Origin of the sequence: Lentzea sp. NBC_00516 (assembly GCF_036346835.1) — a bacterium.
GTDB classification, from domain to species: Bacteria; Actinomycetota; Actinomycetes; order Mycobacteriales; family Pseudonocardiaceae; genus Lentzea; species Lentzea sokolovensis.
In genome coordinates, this window is the sequence record NZ_CP107840.1 from 6,877,271 (window position 1) to 6,896,925 (window position 19,655).

Sequence of the window (19,655 nt, forward strand, 5' to 3'; positions counted from 1 at the left end):
TCCCGGCACCAGAGCGGTCCCGGCGCCGGCTCCAGGGTGGAACGATCCCGGCGCGGTCCCGGCGTTGGTTCCGGGGCAGAACGGTCCCAGCGTTGGCCGTGGAGATCGCTCGCGATGGGCCTGGGAGACGGTCCCGGGTTGGCTGCGGAGCGCTCGTCGTGCAGCGGTACCCGAAGTAGCATGGTGATGGCGCTGCCGAGCGCCTCACCTCCTGATCGGTCACCCACGCTGGCCGGCGTCGCGGAGGCAAAGGGGACTCCTGTCCTCCCGGCGCCGGTCAGTCGTGTCTGTCGTGTGCACGAACGCAGCCCGGACGAGCAGAGCAAGGCGTGGGGAACGGCTCCAGCGCGTCCGCGAAAGGCACGCCATGACCGAGCAGAAGTCGTTCAAGCGCCTGGTTCGCGCCCGGATGGAGCGCACTGGCGAGTCGTACACCACCGCCCGCAGGCACGTGCTCAAGGACGCCCGGCCGACGGGTCAGATGCACGACTCCTGGCTGCTGCGGGAGATGCTCGACGACGAGTGGTCCGAGGCGATGCTCGCTGGGCTGGGCGGCGGCATCGGGTTCATGTACTTCGTGTTCGAGTACAAGGGCCACACGCCGACCATGACGATCGTTGCGCGGCACCACCCGGCGCCGTTCATCCCGACCGCGCTCGCGCACGCCAACATCGCGCACGACGTCACCAGCACGACCTCGGCGCGCAAGGCCGAGAAGCAGCTCCGCGATGTTGACGGGCCGGTGATCTGCTTGCTGGGCAAGGAGAAGCACCCGGTCGGGGTGCTGGGGACAGACGGCGACACGGTCACCGTGCACAACCACGGGACCAACGTGCAGCCGCTCGGCGAGTTCATGGCCAGCTGGGGTCAGGGCAGGCACGAGATGATCAGCATCGGCGAACGGACAGGCGAGCCGGACGTTGCCGCGGCCGTCAAGATGACGTGCGAGCACCTCACCGGGCCGGTGCTGGGCAACAACTTCGACGTGAACTTCGGCTTCTCCGGCATGCGCAAGCTCGCGGAGCAGTTGCGCGACAAGGGGAAGAAGGGCTGGGGCCGGCGCTGGGCCGACGACCCCGGGTTCGTGAAGCAGCGGCTGCGCGACTGCCTGGAGGTCGAGTTCACCGCGCCCGCAGCTACGCGGCCGCTCTACGCCGAGTTCCTCGAAGAAGCCGGACTGCCTGGTGCACAGGAGTTCCGGGCGTCGGGCGCGCTCTGGTCGGAGATCGCGAACGGCGGCGACTACGACGACCTGGCCGGAAAAGTGGACGAGGCCCGTTCCATCGAGGAACGGGCCATCCGTCTGCTGATGCTCTGAGCCGTCAGGCCGACCAACCGTCGGCCGACCTACCGACCGTCGGCCGTGCGACCGTCAGGCAGGCTGAGCCGTCGGGCCGGCTGAGCCGTCAGGCCGACTGGGCCTGCCACATCCAGTGCGCCTGCTCCAGTTCCTGCGTGATGCCGATCAGCAGGTCCTGGGTGACGAGGTCGGGCTTGTCGGTCTCGTCGATGCGGGTGCGCATGCGGGAGATCAGCGACGCCAGTGAAGTCGTGATCGACTCGACGACCTGGTCCTCCTTCAGCCAGCCGGACGCGATCTCGGGCACGCCGGACGACGCGGCGATGGTCTTCGCCGTGCCGTTCGGCGTGACGCCGAGAGCGGCCGCCCGCTCGGCTACCTGGTCGGCGGCGTTGCGTGCCAGTACGACCAGTTCGTCGAGCTGAAGGTGGACGCTGCGGAAGTTCTTGCCGATCACGTTCCAGTGCGCCTGCTTCCCGATCAGGGACAGGTCGACGAGGTCCACGAGTGTCGCCTGCAGGATCTTGCCCACCGCGTCGCGGTCGGCGTCAGCCAGTGGGCTGGTGATCGGGTTCTTGGCCATGGTGAAACGCGCCTCCTCAGACGGTGACGGTGAGCGCCACCTCGATGTTGCCGCGCGTCGCGTTGGAGTACGGGCAGACCTGGTGGGCCTGCTCGACGAGCTTCTCCGCGACCGCCTGGTCGAGTCCGGGGATCTTCACCGCGAGCTCGACGGCGAGCTGGAAGCCGCCGGCGCCGTTGGAGCCGATCCCCACCTTGGCGGTTACCTCAGAAGAAGCGACCTGAATCTTCCCGGCGCGCGCGACGGCTGCGATAGCGGAGTTGAAGCATGCCGAGTAACCGGCCGCGAACAGCTGCTCCGGGTTGGTCGCTTCGCCGCCGGGGCCGCCCATCTCCTTGGGGACCGACAGGACCTCGTCGATCACACCGTCGGACGAGCGAACCTCGCCGTTGCGGCCTTCGCCGTAAGCAGTCGCCTCAGCCGTGTACAGCGCTTCCATTCCGCTCTCCCTTGAGTCAGTGACTAAAAGCCTTTCACTCAGGGAGAACGCATCGTGCACGACTTAAATGCCCGATGGTGACTCAGTTCACGTCGAGCTGAGACGCCTGCCTCAGCGCGAACTCGGCGACCTGGCGGCCGATCACCCGCAGGTTCCGGTCGACGTCGGCGTCCGAGCAGGCACCGTCGCCGTCGAACTTGACCTGCGCGGAGTTGATCGCGGCACCGAGTGGCGTCGGCCAGCCGCGCAGTGCGTGCACGATCGAGCGCACCGCTGCCAGCGTGTTCACCGCGGCCTGCCAGCCGTACGCGGCGGTGATGGTGCCGACCGCGCGGCCGTCGAGGTACGGGCGTTCGTCGTCGCGGAGGTCCTCGATGTAGTCGAGGGCGTTCTTGACCAGGCCGGACACGGTGCCGTGGTAGCCCGGCGACACGACGATCACGCCGTCGCACCTGCGCAGGTCCTCGACCATCTTCATGGCGATGTCCGTGCGATCCGGCACCGACGGGTCGTAGAACGGGAGCACCAGGTCAGGGCCGCTGTATTGGATCGTCTGCGCACCAAGCTCGCGCGCGCCCTCCAGGGCCACCCGCAGCGCCCGCTCGGACTGCGAGTCGGACCTGATCGAGCCCCCGATGCCCACCACCGTCACCGTCATGACAACGATCCTTCCACCTCCAGATACCTGGAGATCCAGCACTACTCGCGAGTAACCTGCAACACATGTCGAACTTCCAGGCGGCCGTGATGGCCGGTGCTCTGCGCTTCGCGTTCGGTCTCCCCGGCCCTGTGCGCCGCCTCATCGCCGGCAGTCCGATCCGTCTGGACGGCCAGGACCTGCACCCCGAGGCGCAGTTGCTGCTCAGGCTCCAGCAGGTGTCCGGGACGGAGTGGCGCACGAAGACAGCATCCGAGAGCCGACTGGACCTGGAGTTGAGTTCGAAGCTCGTGGCCGGCCCGAAGATCACCGGGGTGGGTGCGCGCGACCTCACGATCGGGGAGTTCGCCGGGCGTCTCTACACGCCGGACGGCCTCGCGGACGGCTCGGCGCTGTTGATCTTCTACCACGGTGGCGGCTGGGTGACCGGAAGCCTCGACAGCCACGACAACCTGTGCCGCTTCCTCGCCAAAGAGGCCGGTGTCCGCGTGCTCGCGGCCGACTACCGGCTCGCCCCGGAGGCCCCGTTCCCGGCCGCGGCCGACGACGCCGCCGAGGTGCTGCGCTACGCGATCGCCAAGGCCGAGGACCTGGGCATCGACCCGAAGCGGATCGCGCTCGGCGGGGACAGCGCGGGCGGCAACCTGGCTGCGGTGACCGCGCACGCCGCCGAGATCGACCTGGCGTTCCTGCTGCTCTTCTACCCCGGTGTGGACGCGTCGGTGCGTCGCCGGTCACGCGAGATCTTCGGCAACGGGTTCTTCCTGACCGACGAGAAGATGGACTGGTTCCTCGACCAGTACACCGAGGGCGGCAAGGACCGCCACGACCCGCGTCTGTCGATCATGCTGGCCGAGGACCTGTCGAAGCTGCCCCCGACCTACATCGCGACCGCGGGCTACGACCCGTTGCGCGACGAGGGCGAGGCCTTCGCGGAACGACTGGCCGCCGAGGGCGTGCCGGTGGTGCTGCGCAGGCACGAGGGCCTGTTCCACGGCTTCGCGAACGTGCTCGGCGTCGGCGGGATCTTCCGCGAGGCCGTGTCCGAGGCCGTGGGAGCGCTGCGGACCGGCTTCGCGCTGGCCAACTCCGCTCAGGACGTGACCGAGACCGCCTGACGCTGCCGCGACAACACCCAGCCGACGCCGGCGACCACCAGTCCGGCGACTCCGGCGACGACGAAGCCGAGCGGGGGCCCGCTGTGGTCCACGGCAAGCCCGGCGAGCGGCTGACCCGCGGCGACGCCGAACGTGAACGCGGAGCCCTGCAGCCCGAGCGCCAGCCCGCGCGCCGTGGGTGGCGCGCTCTTCGCGATCTGCTCGGACGAGGCCGTGATCGTCGGCGCGCACGCGAGGTTCATCGGGATCAAGGCGAGCGCCAGCAGCCACACGCTGCCGTCGCCGAGTCCGACCGGTATCTCCAGCAACGCCATGCTCGCCAGCAACACGACACCGGTCGGCACCCGTTTGAGGGTGCCGTAGAAGAGGCCGCCGAGGGCCGATGCCGCGCACATCACGAAGAAGATCAGCCCGAGCCAGCTCTGCTGACCCGTGCGCTCCAGCGAGGCGATCGCGGAGATCTCCATGCCCGACAACACCATCGTGGCGCCGAACGGGATGATCAACGCGGCGATCATCGGCCCGCGCAGCCACTCCCGCAGCTTCGGAGGCGAGCCCTCGAGGACGTCGTCCTCGTGCAGCAGCACGGGATTCACGACGAACAGCACAGCGCTCGCGGTCAGGATCGCCAGGCCGATCACGACGAGCGCCGTGCCGGTCGAGAACTTCGTCGCGATCAGCACGCCCGCCGCGGGCCCGACCATGAACGACAGCTCGACCGAGATCGAGTCCAGCGAGAACGCGGGCCTGCGCTGGGGTTCGGGCACGATCGCGGTGAGCGCCTGCCGTCCGATCGACATCACCGGCACCGCCACGAGCCCGTTGGCGAACGCCAGCACGAGCAGCACGTAGTAGTCCATGAACGGTGCCGACAGCCAGAACGCGCCTTCGAGCACACTGAGCGCCAGCACGAACCGCAAGCCCTTGCTGTCGACCAGCTTGCCCATCAACGGCGACCCGAGGCCGAGGCCGATCATGGTCGCGAAGCCCACCGTGCCGGCCGCCGCGTAGCCCTTGTCGAGCGTGGTGACGACGTGCAGCGTCACCGTGACGCCCGCCGCCGTCGGAGGGATCCTGGCGAACAGCATCAGCAGCATCAGGGGACGAACCCCCGGCAGCGCCAGGACCGACTTGAACGGGGCGAGGTTCACGAGGACATCGTCACCCTGGTGGCAACCGGTTTGCTCTGCCGGGCGAGCAGCCAGGCAACGCCCGCGACCAGCAACCCCATCGCGCCGGCGATCGCGAACCCTGCCAGCGCTCCCCCACGGTCGATCGCGACACCGACGATCGGTGCGCCGATCGCGTTGCCGACGGTGAACGCCGACCCCTGCAGCCCGAGCGCCAGCCCACGGGCGGTGGGCGGCGCGAGCCTGCTGATGTGCTCACCGGAAGCCGCGACCAATGGCGCGCACATGAGGTTCATCGGCACGAGGAGCAGGCACAGCAGCAGCACGTTGCCGTCGCCCAAACCGACCGGAATCTCCAGCGCGGCCATGAGCACCAGCAACCCCAGCACGCTGGGCACTCGCTTCACTCCACCGTAGACCAGCCCGCCGACGATCGACGCCGCGCACATCGCGAAGAACACCGCTCCGAGCCAGCTCTGCTTGCCGATGTGCTCCAGCGACGCGATCGCCGAGACCTCCATGCCCACCAGGCACAACTTCGCCCCGACGCACACGACCAGCACGCCCACGATCCGCCCGCGCATCCACTCCAGCACGCGGGGCTTCGGCCCGTCGACGACGACCTCGTCCTCGTGGATCATCGGTGGGTTCGCCCAGTACAGGAGCACTCCGGCGACCAGGATCGAGCCGCCGATGAACAACAGCGCGGCGTTCGTGGAGAACTTCGTCGCGACGAACACGCCGAGCGCGGGCCCGCCCATGAACGACAGCTCGACCGAGATCGAGTCCACCGACAACGCCACGCGGCGCCGGCTCTCCGGCACGAGTGCGGTGATGACCTGCCGTCCGATCGACATCATCGGCACACCGAGCAGCCCGACGCAGAACGACGTCACGAGCAACGTCCAGTAGCCCATCAGCGGCGCCGTCAGCCAGAACGCCGCCGAGGCCGTGACGCTCACCGCCAGCATCGACCGCAGCCCGCGCGCGTCGATCAGCCTGCCCATCAGCGGAGCGCCCAGCCCCATGCCGATCGTGCCCGCCGCCCCGACCAGGCCCGCAGCGCCGTAGCCCCGGTCCAGCGTGACCGCGACGTGCAGCGTCAGGATCACGCCTGTTGCCGCCGGAGGCATCCTCGCGAAGAACATCAGCAGTGTGAACGGACGGACTCTGGGCAGCATCAGCACGTGCTTGAAGGGGGCGAGGTCCACACCGCCATCCTCACGCGGATGGCAAAAGGTTTTCTTTGCTAAGGATGTGATTCGTCGTACAGGTCTTCCAGCGCCCGGTAGGCCTTCACGACGAACGGCCGTGCGTTCGCGTACCTCTCGATGGCGGCCTCGTCCGGTGTGATCGTCTGCGTCGGCTGCACGAGGTCGACGGTCAGCGACTCGATCTCACCCAGCGCCCGCCACGCCAGCAAAGCAGCGCCCACGGCCGACCCGCCGCTGTCCTCGGTGAGGTGCAACGGCATGCCGAGTGTGTTCGCCAGCGTCTGAGCCCAGATCGGGGCGCGGAACGCACCGCCGGTGATCCTCAGCGAGTCGACCTGCGGGACGGCGTCCAGCACGAGCGCCAACTGCTGGCACACACCCTCGACCAGTGCCTTGGTGATCTGCGCAGGGGTGTGTTCGCGCCGGAGGCCGAGCAACGCGGCGTGCGCGGTCGGGTCCCACCACGGCGCACGTTCGCCCAGCAGGTACGGCAGCGCGACGAGACCGTCCGAGTCGACGTCGGCGGCCTGGTGCAGAAGCTCACCGACCGGGATGTTGAACGTCTCCGCGGCCCACTGCGCGACCACGCCGCCGTTGCTGATCGCGCCGCCACGAACCCAAAGGCCTTCGCCGATGGCGTAGCTGAACGTGCGGCCTTCTTCGTCGACGCCGGGTCCCTGCTGCGCCACGCGGAGGGCGCCCGACGTGCCGAGCGAGACCGCGCCGGCTCCCGGGGTGGCCGCGCCGACGCCGAGGTTGCCCAACGGTCCGTCGCCACCGCCGACGATCACCGGGATGCCCTTGCGCAGGCCGGGGATCTCGGCCGTCAGCGGCGTCGAGTGGGTGGGCTCGACCAGCGGCGGGAGCTGGTCCGCGGTGACGCCGGCGAACTCCAGCGACGGCTCGTGCCATTGCAGGGTGTGGATGTTCATCAGGCCCGTGCCGGAGCCGGACGAGTGCTCGTTGAGCAGTTCGCCGGTCAGGTGCAGGTGCACGAAGTCCTTGATCTCGCACCACTTCGCGGCGCGGACGCCGTTCTCGTGGAACCAGGCGAGCTTCATCAGCGGCGTGAACGAGTGGATCGGCGCACCGGTCTGCTGGTGCAGTTCACGTCCCTCTGCCGTGCCCCGCAGGCGTTCGGTCTGCTCGACCGCGCGGTTGTCTGCCCAGCTCAGGGCGTCCGTGACCGGTGTCAGGTCCGAGTCCAGACCCATGATCGAGTGCATCGCGCCGGTCAACGCGATCGCTCGGACGTCCTCCGAAGCCAGTTCGCGCAGTGCGTCGAGTGCCGCGTCGAGCACCTGCCTCGGGTCGTGCGTGGCTTCGAGACCGCTGGTGCGCATGGGATAGGCGCGTTCGGTCGACGCGACGACGCGAGCCTGCGCGTCCACCGCCACGACCTTGGTCGCCGTCGTGCCGAGGTCCACCGCGAGAACGAGCATGACCCACCCTAGGGCCTGTGTCGAAGTCTGGTTCGATGAGAGTCGCGCTTGAGGTGGTTCCTGGTGGTGCGGCCGGACGGCCCGCATACCGGTGTTGTATGTGGGTCGTCCGGCCGTGCCGCCAGGGGCCGCCTCGGGCCCGGCTATCGCGGACCAGACTTCGACACAGGCCCTAGGACGGCGGATACCGGACGAACCACTCCTGTCCTACTGGCGCGGCCTGGCTGGTCTCCAGTTCCCAGTCCGCCACCATCCGGTCGACGACCTCGCGGAACTGCACGCGCTCGACCCAGTCCGGGCGGATCTTCTCGACGCCGTGCAACGCGCCGGCGAGGTTGCCGCACATGGACGCCGTCGAGTCGTTGTCGCCGCCGTGGTTGACCGAGAGCAGCAACGCGTCGTTCGGATCGTCGGTGACCAGCACCGAGTACAACGCGATGGCGAGCGCCGTGTCGCCGACGCCGCCACGGCCCAGTTCCTCGACCCTCGCCACGCTCGGTGAGCCGAGGGCCGCGAGTTCGAGGGCGTGCTCGATGGCCGCGACGACCTCCTCGTGGCCTTCGCGCCGGACGAGCGAGTCGACGGCGACGTCCAGCGCGTCCGCGACATCCTTGCCGCGCAACAGTTGGTGCACCAGCACGGCGAACACTCCTGCGGACAGGTAGCCGCTCGGGTGGCCGTGCGTCAGTGCCGCGTTGGCCGTCGCCAGCGCGAACACGACCATCGGATCGTCGTCGGCAAGGGCCACCGGCGCGACCCGCATGACACCGCCGCAGCCCTTGGAGTCGTTGACGGGCTTGGTGATCGTGGCCTGCTCGCCGGTGCGGGCGTACTCCTGCAACGCGCTCGTGCACGTGAGTCCTGGCGCCCGCATCCGGAAGAGCTCCTGGTGCGAGATGAGCCAGCCGTCCGGTTCGTCCACAGTGGAGTGAATGCCGCGGGCCTTGTCCCACGGCGTTTTCTGCGTGTGCAGCCAGCGCTGGTACGCGTTCTGGGTGAGGCCGGTGATCTCGCGCTCGCCGGTGACCCGCTGCCGCACGTGCGATCGGATGACCGCCTCGAACGTGAACAGCGTCATCTGGGTGTCGTCGGTGATGTCCGGCTTCTCGGGCAGGTCCGTGATGCCGTCCGGCCCGTGGCGCTCGTAGACGACCTCCATCGGCAGGTTCTCGGTGTTGGCACCGAGCGCGTCCCCGATCGCGCCACCGATCAGACAGCCGCGCAACCGCGAACTGTCCTTGTGCGGCACCACGAAGAACCGGCGGCCGTCGGCGTCGACCCAGCGACTGGCCTCCCGCGTGGCGGCCGGCCGTTCCCCGCAGCCGCAGATCCGCATGTGCTGCGCGGCGGCGTCGGCCAGTTCCACGAAGTCGAACTCGGCCTCGAACGGCAGGCCAGGGTTGAAGTGCAGCTTCGGCTTGCTCGCCACGAGCCTGCTCAGGACCGTGTGCAACGGCAGGCGGATCCACTGCTCGACGCCCGCCGGCAGCCGCGACTCGTCGGTGTAGACGTCGAGGACCTCGCGGTCGCTCATCAGGACTTCGCCGGGAATGAGCAGCTCACCGTGCGCGGCGTTGTGCCCGAAGCCGTTCACGTCGTCTTCGTACTCGTGCAGGAGCTGCTCCATGGGAGCCAACGCCCTCACCACGACCTCCGGTACAGCTCTTCGGCGACGAGCCGGACGTCGTGCTCGGGCCCGCCTTCCAGCGCACCCGCGATGGCCCGCGCGACACCACGGCCCTCACCACGAACGGCCTGCGCGAGCGCACCCGCGGCGGTGAAGACATCGTCGTCCGGCGGTTCGAGCTTCGACGGCGTGAAGAGGTGCGAGGCCAGCATGATCACGACCTCGGCGGCCGCGGAGTCCGGGCCGTGGGTGAGCTCGACCAGCTCACGGATCCGATCGGCGTCGAGCCGTCGCACGGCGGCGGGCAGCGCCCAGATCAACGCGCCGGACCCCTGCGACCTGATCTTGCCGCGATAGTGGTTCTTGACCAGGTCACGGGCGCTCTGCCAGGACACCAGGTCGGGCTGATCGCCAGGCTCCGAGGCCCACTGCGCCAGCGCGGCGGCCGGGTCCTCCGCCGAACACGCCGCCAACTGGCCGACGAGTCCTGTTCGGACACCCGCGCCGAGAGCAAAACCCTGATAGGCGGCCACGACCTCTGCGAGCCGGGGCGGCCTGATCCACTCGATCTCCCCCATCGCCGTCAGACCCTACCGGGCCCGACGGCGACAGGAGCGACGGTCAAAGGCGCTTCGCGAGCTCTTCCGCGACCTCGTAGGTGTTCAGCGCGGCACCCTTGCGCAGATTGTCACCGCACACGAAGAAGTCCAGCGTGTTCGGGAAGTCCAGCGCCTGACGCACGCGGCCCACGTACGTCGGGTCCTCGCCCACGGTGTCCGCGGGCGTCGGGAACTTCTGCGCGGCCGGGTCGTCCACGAGCACGATCGTCGGCTGCGACTCGAAGATCTTGTGCGCGGCCTCGACCGTGATCTCGCGGGCGAACGTCGCGTGGACGGACAGCGAGTGGGTCGTGACGACCGGGACGCGGACGCAGGTCGCGGAGACCTTCAGGTCCGGGATGCCGAGGATCTTGCGGGCCTCGTTGCGGACCTTCAGCTCCTCGGACGACCAGCCGCCGTCCTTGAGCGAACCGGCCCACGGCACCACGTTCAGCACCAGCGGAGCGGGGAACGGCGAGTCCTCGGCGGACAGACCGGCGGCGGCGAGCGCCTCGGCCACATCACCGGCGGACACGCCGGCTTCCTTGCCCGCCAGCGCCGCGATCTCGGCGTACAGGCGGTCGATGCCGGACTGACCGGCACCGGAAGCGGCCTGGTAGGAGGCCACGACGAGTTCCTTGAGCTCGAACTCGCGGTGCAGTGCGCCGAGCGACGCCATCATCGACAGCGTCGTGCAGTTCGGGTTCGCGATGATGCCGCGCGGACGATCGTTGATCTTGTCCGCGTTCACCTCGGGCACGACCAGCGGCACGTCGGCGTCCATCCGGAACGCGCCGGAGTTGTCGATCGCGACGGCACCGCGCTCGGCGGCGATCGGGGCCCACTCCGCCGAGACCTCGTCCGGCACGTCGAACATCGCGATGTCGACGCCGTCGAAGGCCTCGGGCGAGAGCGCGATGACCGTGAGGTCCTGGCCACGCACGTTGATCTTCTTGCCCGCCGAGCGCGGGGACGCGATCAACCGGATCTCGCCCCACGGCACGGAGGAGCGGGTGTTCATGATGTCGATCATCACGGTGCCGACGGCACCGGTCGCGCCCACCAGCGCGAGTACAGGCCCAGTCATCGTCCAGTCCCTGCGTAAACGACGGCCTCTTCGTCGGTGCCCAGGTCGAACGCGTCGTGCAGGGCACGGACGGCGTCGTCGAGCTGGGTGTCGCGGCAGATGACCGAGATGCGGATCTCCGAGGTGGAGATGATGTCGATGTTGACGCCGGCCGTGGCCAGCGCCTCGCAGAACGTCGCCGTGACGCCGGGGTGCGAGCGCATGCCCGCGCCGATCAGCGACACCTTGCCGACGTGCTCGTCGTAGAGGACCTGGTCGAACCCGATCTCGCCGCGGGACTTCTCCAGTGCCGCGACCGCGCGCGGGCCGTCGACCTTGGCCAGTGTGAACGTGATGTCGGTCCGGCCGGACGCGGCCTGCGACACGTTCTGCACGACCATGTCGATGTCGAGCTCCGACTGCGCGACGACGCGGAAGATCTTGGCCGCGATGCCGGGGTGGTCGGGAACTGCCGTCACGGTGATTTTGGCCTCGGACCGGTCGTGCGCGACGCCGGTGATCATCGCCTGTTCCACGGGAAGGTCCTCCACTGAACCGGACACGATGGTTCCGGTCTTGTTGCTGAACGAAGAGCGGACGTGCACGGGCACGTTGTAGCGCCGGGCGTACTCCACGCAGCGGAGCATCAGCACCTTGGCGCCACAGGCGGCCATCTCGAGCATTTCCTCGTACGTGATCGTGTCGAGTTTCTTCGCGTTCGGCACGATGCGCGGGTCGGCGGTGTAGACGCCGTCCACGTCGGTGTAGATCTCGCACACGTCGGCCTTGGTCGCGGCCGCGAGCGCCACCGCTGTGGTGTCGCTGCCGCCACGGCCGAGCGTGGTGATCTCCTTCGAGTCCTGGGAGACGCCCTGGAAGCCCGCGACGATCACGATGGCCCCCTCGGACATCGCGTCCTGGATCCGGCTCGGTGTCACGTCGATGATCCGGGCTTTGCCGTGCGCCGAAGTCGTGATCACGCCGGCCTGCGAGCCCGTGTACGAGCGGGCTTCGGCACCGAGTGAGTTGATCGCCATCGCGAGCAGTGACATCGAGATGCGCTCACCCGAGGTGAGAAGCATGTCGAGTTCACGCGCGGGCGGCACCGGCGAGACCTGGCGGGCGAGATCGAGCAGCTCATCAGTCGTGTCGCCCATGGCGGACACGACGACAACGACGTCGTTCCCCGCCTTCTTGGTCGCGACGATGCGCTCGGCCACGCGTTTGATCCGCTCGGCGCTTCCAACCGATGAACCGCCGTACTTCTGGACGACGAGCGCCACCGACCTGACCTCCTTCGCGCGACTAAAACCCCACGTCGAAGGCAGCCTACCCGGACCACCTGGTGAGACTCTGGAGCCGTGATGCGCGTGACTACTCTGTCCGGGTGTCGTCGAGTGCCGATGTCGTGGAGGCCCCAGCAGCCGTGCATGAAAGCAGTGCGCGCTCACGGACGGCCGATGCGCTCAGACATCCGGCCGCGCTCTGGACGGCTCCCGCGCTCATCTACCTGATCATTCGCCAGGTCGGTCTGTTCGTGCTGCAGCTCGTCGTCGAGTACCAGAACAAGCTCACCGGCAAGGCCGACACCTCGCTCGACAACCTGAAGTCGTGGGACGGCGACTGGTTCCTCGGCATCGCGGCCGGCGGCTACAACGGCGTCCCGTCACCCCCGTACGACGCGTTCGGCCGTCGCACCGCCGAGACCCCGCTCGCGTTCTTCCCGGGCTATCCGGCGTTGATCAGGTGGGTCGACGGCCTGCCGGGCGTGGACGTGATCGGCGCGGCCTTCGCGGTCAGCCTGATCAGCGGCGTCTTCTGCGCCTACGGACTGTTCGTCCTCGGCCGGGTGGTCCGCGAGGGTTCGAACCGCACGGGCCTGATCCTCGTGACGCTCTTCGCCGCGTCCCCGATGGCCGTCGTGCTGTCGATGACCTACTCCGAGGCGACGTTCTGCGCGTTCGCCGTCTGGGCCCTGGTGGGCGTGGTCAAGAAGCGCTGGATCCTCGCCGGCGTCTGCTGCGCGGCGGCCGGGCTGGTCCGCCCGACCGCGGCGGCGCTGATCGTGGCGGTCGGCCTGGCCGCGCTGGTCGCGGTGGTCGCCGACCGGAAGGACTGGCGGGCGTGGGTCGGCGGTTTCGTGGCTCCTCTCGGCATGCTCGGCTACCTGGGCTGGGTGGCCGTCCGCACCGGCGACCTCATGGGCTGGTTCGGCGTGCAGCAACGGGGCTGGGGCTCGAAGTTCGACGGCGGCGCGGCCACCTGGGACTTCGCCTGGGGCCACCTGGGCAACCCGCGCTCGATCCTCGAGACCGGCACGGTCTGGCTGCTCGCGCTGGCGATCGTCCTGGTCTTCTACGCCTTCCAGCGCCGCCTGGAGTGGCCGCTGATCGTCTACGGACTGGGCGTGCTGGCCATGGACCTCGGCTCGAACGGCCTGATGAACTCGAAGGCCCGCCTGCTGCTCCCCGCGTTCACCCTGCTGCTCCCCCTGGCTGTGGTCCTGGCGCGCCGCCGTCCGTCCACGGTCCTGACGGTTCTGGGCATGGCGACGCTGCTCAGCGCGTGGTTCGGCGCCTACTCCCTGGCCGTTTGGCAGTATGCGATCTGATGAACGAGCTGATCTCGAAGCGCTGGAGCCCTCGCGCTTTCTCCGCTGACGCAACGGTTTCCGACACCGAGCTCCGCACGGTGCTGGAGGCGGGCCGCTGGGCCCCGTCGCACGGCAACAGCCAACCGGCCCGCTTCGTGGCAGGCCATCGGGGCACCCCGACGTTCGACGCGATCGTCGAGACCCTGACGCGCGGCAACAAGACCTGGGCTCCCCGCGCCTCGGTCCTGCTGATCGGCTGCGTGCTCACCACCGACGACCGCGGCGACATCCCGAACGTCGAGTTCGGCCTGGGCCTGGCCATGGAGAACATGGCGCTGCAGGCCGTCGACCTCGGCCTGATCGCGCACATGATGGGCGGCTTCGACAAAGCGGCCGCGCACGCCGCGTTCGGCATGCCCGGCGACGTCCGCCCGTTGGTCGCCATGGCGCTCGGACGGCACGGTTCGCTCGCCGACCTCCCGGAGGACCTTCAGGCCCGCGAACAGCGCGAACGCAAACGGCTGCCGCTGTCCGAAACGGTCTTCACCGGTACCTGGGGTCAGTCAGAGTTCAGTTGAGAAGTACTTGGTCGCGACGTCGTTGTGCAGCGGGAACGCCAACGGCACGCACTCGAAGATGACCGCCCGTTCGGAAGCCTCGTCGTTGGGCACGAACGGCGGCATGTCCTCGGCGTTGATGGCGGGCGCGGTGGCGAACATCAGCACCGTCCCGCCGTCCGGCGTGGACACGAAGTGCAAGGGCCGCAGGTCGTCGGGCGGAATGCGCACGCCCGCTTCCTCCTCGAGCTCCCGCACAGCACTCTGCTGCCAGGACTCACCGCGATCCATGAACCCGCTGACGAACGCCAGCTCACCGATCGGCGGAATCGCCCGCCGCACGGTGAGCAGCCCGGTCCGTGGCCCGTCCTTCACCGGGACGAGCAGCACCACAACGGGCGAGGGATTGGCCCACACCATGTGCCCACAACTGACGCACCTGCGCGGGTACGCGGCCGTGTCGGCGTACTGGGAGCCACAGCTGTTGCAGAAGTCGTCGCGCGCCATGCGTCGAACCTAGTTCAGGCGCCTCACGAGTTTAATGACGATCGCTCGAACGGCCAGCCAGAACAGGGCGGCCAGCCCGAAGTTGACGATCACTCGCAACTTCGCGTCCTCGGGCGAGAAGAGGTCCCTGAACGCGAGCGCCAACGGCTCGGCCAGGGACTTGACCGTACTGGTGATGGGGTTGTCCGGGTTGGCCCCGCCGACGGTGAGCACGACGTGAACGACGAGCACGACCGCCAGCGCGAGGCCGACCCAACTGACAACTCCGGCGGCGATACCGACCACACGCGTCCGCATACCGCCGGAATCTACTACTCAGTAGCGCGACACCGCACGTGCGAGCAATCCGGTCACGACCAGCCAGAACACGGCGGCGAGACCGTAGTTGAGGAAGACGTCGAGGTTGTAGTTGCCGGTGTTGAAGAGCCCCGGGAAGAACAGGGCGAGAGGCTCGGCGAGGGACTGGATGAACTTGAAGAACGCGTTGCCCTGGTTCGCGCCCAACACGATCATCAGGATGTACAGCACTTCGATGAAGGCGAAGAGCAAGCCGATGCCGCTGATCACGCGGGAAGCCGTGCCGCGGCCACTGGTGGTACGTAATCTGGACATACATGAACTTTTCCCAGGTACGGGGCTGCCAAAACTTGCAAACTGACCTACGTCAGCAAATTGCAACCTGACGGCCCCTCCTCGGCGTGCAAACGGCCCAGCGAAGCCGGACATCCCACGATCCGGTCGTGAAGTTCCATCCCGCCCCCATCTATGGCTACTCTGTCCGACGTGTGGCGTTCCCTCCTGCTTCGCTGCCGTGACGGGGTCTGATCAGACCGGCCCCCCGTCGCGGGACTCAGCGTTGCCGCCGGTCGTTCCCGTAAACGACCCGCAGGAGCACAGTTCCCATGACCTCAGACGAGGCCTTCACCACCACCGCGTTCGAGTCGGCTGACGCCTACACCTCAGGTACCAGCCGAATCCGCAAGCCTTCTCGCCCGGCCCCGGACACCCAGCAGTCCTGGAACCGCCAGCTGGGCTCCTCCATGCCGTTCCACCGCTACCGCCCGTTCGCCGAGCTGGTGGAGGTCATCGACGTACCGGACCGCACCTGGCCGACGAAGAAGATCGAGAAGGCCCCGCTGTGGTGTGCGGTGGACCTGCGGGACGGCAACCAGGCCCTGATCGACCCGATGTCGCCCGCGCGCAAGCGCAAGATGTTCGACCTGCTGGTCCGCATGGGCTTCAAGGAGATCGAGGTCGGCTTCCCCGCGGCGTCCCAGACGGACTTCGACTTCGTGCGGGAGATCATCGAGGACGGCGCCGTCCCGGACGACGTCACGATCCAGGTGCTGACCCAGTGCCGCGAAGAGCTGATCGCGCGGACGTTCGAGTCGCTGCGGGGCGCGAACAAGGCGATCGTGCACTTCTACAACTCGACGTCGATCCTGCAGCGCCGCGTGGTCTTCCGCTCGGACCGCGACGGCATCAAGAAGATCGCCACGGACGCCGCGAAGTTCGCCAAGCAGCAGGAGCAGGACTACCCGGAGACCGACTTCCGCTACGAGTACTCCCCCGAGTCCTACACGGGCACGGAGCTGTCCTACGCCGTGGAAGTCTGCAACGCCGTTCAAGCGATCATCCAGCCCACGCCGGAGAAGCCGCTGATCATCAACCTGCCGGCGACCGTCGAGATGGCCACGCCGAACGTCTACGCCGACTCGATCGAGTGGATGTCGCGGAACCTCGACAACCGCGAGGCGATCATCCTGAGCCTGCACCCGCACAACGACCGCGGCACCGGTGTCGCGGCCGCCGAGCTGGGATACCTGGCCGGCGCGGACCGCATCGAGGGCTGCCTGTTCGGCAACGGTGAGCGCACCGGCAACGTCTGCCTGGTCACGCTGGCCATGAACATGTTCAGCCAGGGCATCGACCCGCAGATCGACTTCTCCGACATCGACGAGGTCCGGCGCACTGTCGAGTACTGCAACCAGCTGCCGGTGCCCGAGCGCCACCCGTACGGCGGCGACCTGGTCTTCACCGCGTTCTCCGGTTCCCACCAGGACGCGATCAAGAAGGGCTTCGAGGCCCTGGAGGCCGACGCCAAGGAAGCGGGCCAGCACGTCGACGACTTCCTGTGGGAGGTCCCGTACCTGCCGATCGACCCGAAGGACGTCGGCCGCAACTACGAGGCCGTCATCCGGGTCAACTCGCAGTCCGGCAAGGGCGGCGTGGCGTACCTGATGAAGCAGGAGCACCACCTGGACCTGCCGCGGCGCCTGCAGATCGAGTTCTCGAAGGTGATCCAGGAGGTCACCGACACGCAGGGCGGCGAGATCAACCCGAAGGAGATGTGGGACGCCTTCGCGGACGAGTACCTGCACGGCCGGGTGCCGCTGTACCTGCTGAAGCACAAGGCGTCGTCCGACGGCAGCGGCCGCGAGGAGATCACCGCGACGCTGCTGATCGACGGCGACGAGCAGGAGATCACCGGCTCGGGCAACGGTCCGATCGCGGCCTTCGTCGACGCGCTCGCCTCGGTGGGCTACGACGTGCGGGTGCTGGACTACGCCGAGCACGCGCTGTCCGCCGGTGATGACGCCCGCGCCGCCGCCTACGTCGAGTGCGCCGTGGGCGACCGCGTCCTGTGGGGCGTGGGCATCGACAGCTCCACGGTCGCCGCGTCGTTCCGCGCGATCGTCTCGGCGATCAACCGCGCACAGCGTTAGATCTTTCTGGGCTGACGCTAATCGACAGCGAGCGACGGGGAGGACGCGTGCGGCACCAGTTGCCGCGGCGCGCCCTCCCCGTTCGCCTGCACGGCCCAGATGCCCTCACCCGGCAGGCCGTAGGCGATGGTGTCGTTGTCGAGCCACACGACCTGGTCGTCGATCCCACGGGTCTCGGCCAGCGGTGTCTCCACCATCGTGGTCAGGTCCAGCACGTGCTGGCGCCACGGTCGCGCGCCGTCGCCGGGCACGCGCTTCTTGAACGCCACCCGCTTGCCGTCCGGTGAGAGCGACGGGCATTCGGCGTTCTCCCGCAACGTCTTCGCCGACTCGTCGGAAGCGTCCCCCTGGATCAGGTACGTCTTCCCCGCGGTGCTCATCGTGGCGTAGTACGTGCGGTCGTCCGGGGCGAAGGTCACACCCCAGAAGTTCATGTCGTTGACCGTCTTCACGCCGGCGATCCGGGTGCCCTCGATGTTGCTGGAGTACGTCTCGGTCCCGGTGTCGAGGATCGCCGTGCGCGTCGAGAACGTGCCGGCCTGCGAGTACGAGTCGCCGGTGACGAACGTCGTCCACGACGCCATCCGCCCGTCCGCCGACAGCTTGGCGCGGTTCGGAACGCCGTCCACCTCCACGCGGCGGCGTTCGGCCAGTCCCCGGTCGACGAGGATCGCGGCAGCGCCCGGCAGCGGACCGGAGGCGTCCGCGAGGCACAGCCCCTGCCCGGCCGCCGTGTAGAAACGCTTGCAGGACAAGGAGCTGAGCCTGCGCGGACCGGAGGCGTCGGCCAGCGGCACCGAGGCCACCTTGCCGCTCACGTCGTCCACGAACAGCAGCCGTCCGGACGACAACTCGACCGGCCCCTGTTCCACGGCAACGGAAACCGCGTCCGGAGCGCGCAGGGCGTAGGCGGTGGCGCCCGCGCCCAGCGCGATCACGGCAGCGATGACGATCAGGATCCTCACCAAGCGAACCACGTCCAAAGAGCACCGAACAGCACGGAAGAGGTGGCACGGGCCAGCACCTGCCCGGTCTGGAGCAGGGCCAGACCGGACGTGCGCAGCTCGTCGGGGATCATCGGCCCGGCCACGGCCATCAGCACGCCGTCCGTGCACGCGTAGAACAGCCCGTGCAGCACCAGAACGCCGATGAGCAGCGAAATCCCGCTGACGCCTGCCAGCAGGACGTACGCGCCGAGCAACGCGAGATGCCCGACGAGGAAGATCCTCCACCGGCCCACGCGATCGGCCAGTGAGCCCAGCGGCACGGCGGCGAGCAGGTACACGCCGGCCGTGCCGAGGGGCAGCAACGCGATGTAGGCGACCTCGACGTTCAGCTTCTTCTGCAGCAACAGGTAGACGAACCCGTCGCCCAGCGTCAGGAACCCGAGCCCGCACGCGACCAGGCAGACCCGCCGGAACGGCCTGGACCGCAGCAATCCGAACGCCGATCGCAGCGACACCGCGACGCGTGGCAGCACGTCCCGGTGATCGCGCACGAACAGCACCAGCACCAGAAAACCCACTGCCGCAAAGCAGAAGCTCACCACGAACACGACGTCGTAGCGGGCCGGCAGCGTCCACAAGAGACAGAACGCCAGCAGGGGGCCGAGGAACGCGCCGACGGTGTCCATCGCGCGGTGGACACCGAAGGCGCGTCCGAGCGCGGAAGGCTCGCTGCTCAACGTGATCAGCGCGTCCCTCGGCGCGGTGCGCAAGCCCTTGCCGGTCCGGTCCCCGGCCAGCACGAGCCCCATCGCGGTGGCCGAGGTCCCGGCGGCGAGCAGGCCTAGCTTGCCCAGCGCCGAGATCCCGTACCCGAGTCCGGCCACGAACTTGCGCCGTTGCCAGCGGTCCGCAGCGTGACCGCCCACAACGCGAACCAGTGCCGTGACACCGGTGTAGATGCCGTCGAGCACACCGAACTGCAGCGGGGAGAACCCCAGTCCCAGCACCAGGTACAGCGGCAGGATGGCGGTGACCATCTCGGACGAGACGTCCGTGAGCAGGGACACCGCGCCCAGCGCGAGCACGTTGCCCGCGATCCTGCCGGTGCCACCAGAAGCCGGAGCTTGTCTTGCGGTTGCGATGTACACG

Annotated in this window: 19 protein-coding genes and 1 pseudogene; 5 read left to right on the top strand and 15 right to left on the bottom strand. The window is 68.6% G+C overall.

The features are described from left to right. Nucleotides 1-367: 367 nt before the first annotated feature. Nucleotides 368-1,318, top strand: coding sequence for a BtrH N-terminal domain-containing protein (locus OG205_RS31260; RefSeq protein WP_330271555.1), 951 nt, complete (start codon nucleotides 368-370; stop codon nucleotides 1,316-1,318). 88 nt (nucleotides 1,319-1,406) lie between these two features. On the opposite strand, the gene OG205_RS31265 is transcribed toward OG205_RS31260, so the two are convergent. From OG205_RS31265 to OG205_RS31275, 3 genes are all read right to left on the bottom strand, one after another. Next, nucleotides 1,407-1,883 carry a Dps family protein gene (locus tag OG205_RS31265; RefSeq protein WP_093594463.1) on the bottom strand — a complete coding sequence of 159 codons (477 nt, stop codon included), beginning with the start codon at nucleotides 1,881-1,883 and terminating at the stop codon, nucleotides 1,407-1,409. 16 nt (nucleotides 1,884-1,899) lie between these two features. Continuing rightward, entirely contained in the window at nucleotides 1,900-2,322 is a 423-nt protein-coding gene (locus OG205_RS31270; protein WP_191302418.1) for an organic hydroperoxide resistance protein, read from the bottom strand. An 82-nt stretch (nucleotides 2,323-2,404) separates the two neighbouring features. Then, a complete protein-coding gene (locus tag OG205_RS31275) occupies nucleotides 2,405-2,980 on the bottom strand; it encodes an NADPH-dependent FMN reductase (RefSeq protein ID WP_330271556.1) in 576 nt (191 codons plus the stop codon). A gap of 65 nt (nucleotides 2,981-3,045) precedes the next feature. Between OG205_RS31275 and OG205_RS31280 the strand changes: the two genes are divergently transcribed. Next, nucleotides 3,046-4,098, top strand: coding sequence for an alpha/beta hydrolase (locus tag OG205_RS31280; protein WP_330271557.1), 1,053 nt, complete (start codon nucleotides 3,046-3,048; stop codon nucleotides 4,096-4,098). On the opposite strand, the gene OG205_RS31285 is transcribed toward OG205_RS31280, so the two are convergent. The 7 genes from OG205_RS31285 to OG205_RS31315 form a co-directional block, all read right to left on the bottom strand. Next, nucleotides 4,074-5,249, bottom strand: a complete 1,176-nt coding sequence (locus OG205_RS31285; RefSeq protein WP_330271558.1) for an MFS transporter — start codon at nucleotides 5,247-5,249, stop codon at nucleotides 4,074-4,076. The two genes, OG205_RS31280 and OG205_RS31285, sit on opposite strands and share 25 nt — an antisense overlap. After that, complete coding sequence (locus OG205_RS31290; RefSeq protein WP_330271559.1) at nucleotides 5,246-6,439, bottom strand: MFS transporter; 1,194 nt, start codon at nucleotides 6,437-6,439, stop codon at nucleotides 5,246-5,248. The genes OG205_RS31285 and OG205_RS31290 overlap by 4 nt, the downstream gene beginning before the upstream one ends. Nucleotides 6,440-6,477: 38 nt before the next feature. Next, nucleotides 6,478-7,884, bottom strand: a complete 1,407-nt coding sequence (locus OG205_RS31295) for a gluconokinase (RefSeq protein ID WP_330271560.1) — start codon at nucleotides 7,882-7,884, stop codon at nucleotides 6,478-6,480. Between the two features lie 172 nt (nucleotides 7,885-8,056). Next, nucleotides 8,057-9,511 (bottom strand): ADP-ribosylglycohydrolase family protein, encoded by a 1,455-nt coding sequence (locus OG205_RS31300; protein ID WP_330278269.1) that lies wholly within the window; start codon nucleotides 9,509-9,511, stop codon nucleotides 8,057-8,059. Between the two features lie 14 nt (nucleotides 9,512-9,525). Then, nucleotides 9,526-10,089 (bottom strand): hypothetical protein, encoded by a 564-nt coding sequence (locus OG205_RS31305; protein ID WP_330271561.1) that lies wholly within the window; start codon nucleotides 10,087-10,089, stop codon nucleotides 9,526-9,528. Between the two features lie 43 nt (nucleotides 10,090-10,132). Next, complete coding sequence (locus tag OG205_RS31310; RefSeq protein ID WP_330271562.1) at nucleotides 10,133-11,197, bottom strand: aspartate-semialdehyde dehydrogenase; 1,065 nt, start codon at nucleotides 11,195-11,197, stop codon at nucleotides 10,133-10,135. Next, nucleotides 11,194-12,459 (bottom strand): aspartate kinase, encoded by a 1,266-nt coding sequence (locus tag OG205_RS31315; protein WP_189156409.1) that lies wholly within the window; start codon nucleotides 12,457-12,459, stop codon nucleotides 11,194-11,196. The genes OG205_RS31310 and OG205_RS31315 overlap by 4 nt, the downstream gene beginning before the upstream one ends. 104 nt (nucleotides 12,460-12,563) lie before the next feature. Between OG205_RS31315 and OG205_RS31320 the strand changes: the two genes are divergently transcribed. Together OG205_RS31320 and OG205_RS31325 are read left to right on the top strand one after the other, a co-directional pair. Continuing rightward, a complete protein-coding gene (locus OG205_RS31320; protein ID WP_330271563.1) occupies nucleotides 12,564-13,787 on the top strand; it encodes a hypothetical protein in 1,224 nt (407 codons plus the stop codon). Beyond that, nucleotides 13,787-14,347 carry a nitroreductase family protein gene (locus tag OG205_RS31325; protein ID WP_330271564.1) on the top strand — a complete coding sequence of 187 codons (561 nt, stop codon included), beginning with the start codon at nucleotides 13,787-13,789 and terminating at the stop codon, nucleotides 14,345-14,347. The genes OG205_RS31320 and OG205_RS31325 overlap by 1 nt, the downstream gene beginning before the upstream one ends. Here the strand turns inward: OG205_RS31325 and OG205_RS31330 are convergent. Genes OG205_RS31330 through OG205_RS31340 form a run of 3 tightly spaced genes read right to left on the bottom strand, consistent with a single transcriptional unit; the run spans nucleotide 14,333 to nucleotide 15,445 of the window. Beyond that, the gene (locus OG205_RS31330; RefSeq protein ID WP_330271565.1) at nucleotides 14,333-14,833 is read right to left on the bottom strand and encodes an NUDIX domain-containing protein; all 501 of its coding nucleotides are present in this window, start codon (nucleotides 14,831-14,833) and stop codon (nucleotides 14,333-14,335) included. The genes OG205_RS31325 and OG205_RS31330 overlap by 15 nt on opposite strands. 9 nt (nucleotides 14,834-14,842) lie before the next feature. Next, entirely contained in the window at nucleotides 14,843-15,130 is a 288-nt protein-coding gene (locus OG205_RS31335; protein WP_330271566.1) for a hypothetical protein, read from the bottom strand. Between the two features lie 18 nt (nucleotides 15,131-15,148). Beyond that, on the bottom strand, nucleotides 15,149-15,445 hold the full coding sequence (locus tag OG205_RS31340) for a hypothetical protein (RefSeq protein WP_330271567.1): 297 nt from the start codon (nucleotides 15,443-15,445) through the stop codon (nucleotides 15,149-15,151). Between the two features lie 290 nt (nucleotides 15,446-15,735). Here OG205_RS31340 and leuA point away from each other — a divergent pair, with 290 nt between their 5' ends. Next, the gene (leuA, locus tag OG205_RS31345; RefSeq protein ID WP_330271568.1) at nucleotides 15,736-17,559 is read left to right on the top strand and encodes a 2-isopropylmalate synthase; all 1,824 of its coding nucleotides are present in this window, start codon (nucleotides 15,736-15,738) and stop codon (nucleotides 17,557-17,559) included. A 17-nt stretch (nucleotides 17,560-17,576) separates the two neighbouring features. On the opposite strand, the gene OG205_RS31350 is transcribed toward leuA, so the two are convergent. Together OG205_RS31350 and OG205_RS31355 are read right to left on the bottom strand one after the other, a co-directional pair. Then, nucleotides 17,577-18,461: a hypothetical protein gene (locus tag OG205_RS31350; RefSeq protein WP_442916842.1), complete on the bottom strand. Its 885-nt coding sequence runs from the start codon at nucleotides 18,459-18,461 to the stop codon at nucleotides 17,577-17,579. After that, nucleotides 18,450-19,654 (bottom strand): annotated as a pseudogene (locus tag OG205_RS31355) (MFS transporter); the annotation flags it as partial. The gene OG205_RS31350 and the pseudogene OG205_RS31355, both read right to left, overlap by 12 nt. Nucleotide 19,655: the final 1 nt, after the last annotated feature.

Bases quoted from the DNA above. Each gene is read 5' to 3' on its own strand.
- OG205_RS31305 (WP_330271561.1), bottom strand. From the start codon at position 10,089: ATGGGGGAGATCGAGTGGATCAGGCCGCCCCGGCTCGCAGAGGTCGTG.
- OG205_RS31270 (WP_191302418.1), bottom strand. From the start codon at position 2,322: ATGGAAGCGCTGTACACGGCTGAGGCGACTGCTTACGGCGAAGGCCGC.
- OG205_RS31300 (WP_330278269.1), bottom strand. From the start codon at position 9,511: ATGGAGCAGCTCCTGCACGAGTACGAAGACGACGTGAACGGCTTCGGG.
- leuA (WP_330271568.1), top strand. From the start codon at position 15,736: ATGACCTCAGACGAGGCCTTCACCACCACCGCGTTCGAGTCGGCTGAC.
- OG205_RS31325 (WP_330271564.1), top strand. From the start codon at position 13,787: ATGAACGAGCTGATCTCGAAGCGCTGGAGCCCTCGCGCTTTCTCCGCT.
- OG205_RS31265 (WP_093594463.1), bottom strand. From the start codon at position 1,883: ATGGCCAAGAACCCGATCACCAGCCCACTGGCTGACGCCGACCGCGAC.
- OG205_RS31295 (WP_330271560.1), bottom strand. From the start codon at position 7,884: ATGCTCGTTCTCGCGGTGGACCTCGGCACGACGGCGACCAAGGTCGTG.
- OG205_RS31260 (WP_330271555.1), top strand. From the start codon at position 368: ATGACCGAGCAGAAGTCGTTCAAGCGCCTGGTTCGCGCCCGGATGGAG.
- OG205_RS31335 (WP_330271566.1), bottom strand. From the start codon at position 15,130: ATGCGGACGCGTGTGGTCGGTATCGCCGCCGGAGTTGTCAGTTGGGTC.
- OG205_RS31310 (WP_330271562.1), bottom strand. From the start codon at position 11,197: ATGACTGGGCCTGTACTCGCGCTGGTGGGCGCGACCGGTGCCGTCGGC.
- OG205_RS31340 (WP_330271567.1), bottom strand. From the start codon at position 15,445: ATGTCCAGATTACGTACCACCAGTGGCCGCGGCACGGCTTCCCGCGTG.
- OG205_RS31275 (WP_330271556.1), bottom strand. From the start codon at position 2,980: ATGACGGTGACGGTGGTGGGCATCGGGGGCTCGATCAGGTCCGACTCG.
- OG205_RS31330 (WP_330271565.1), bottom strand. From the start codon at position 14,833: ATGGCGCGCGACGACTTCTGCAACAGCTGTGGCTCCCAGTACGCCGAC.
- OG205_RS31280 (WP_330271557.1), top strand. From the start codon at position 3,046: ATGTCGAACTTCCAGGCGGCCGTGATGGCCGGTGCTCTGCGCTTCGCG.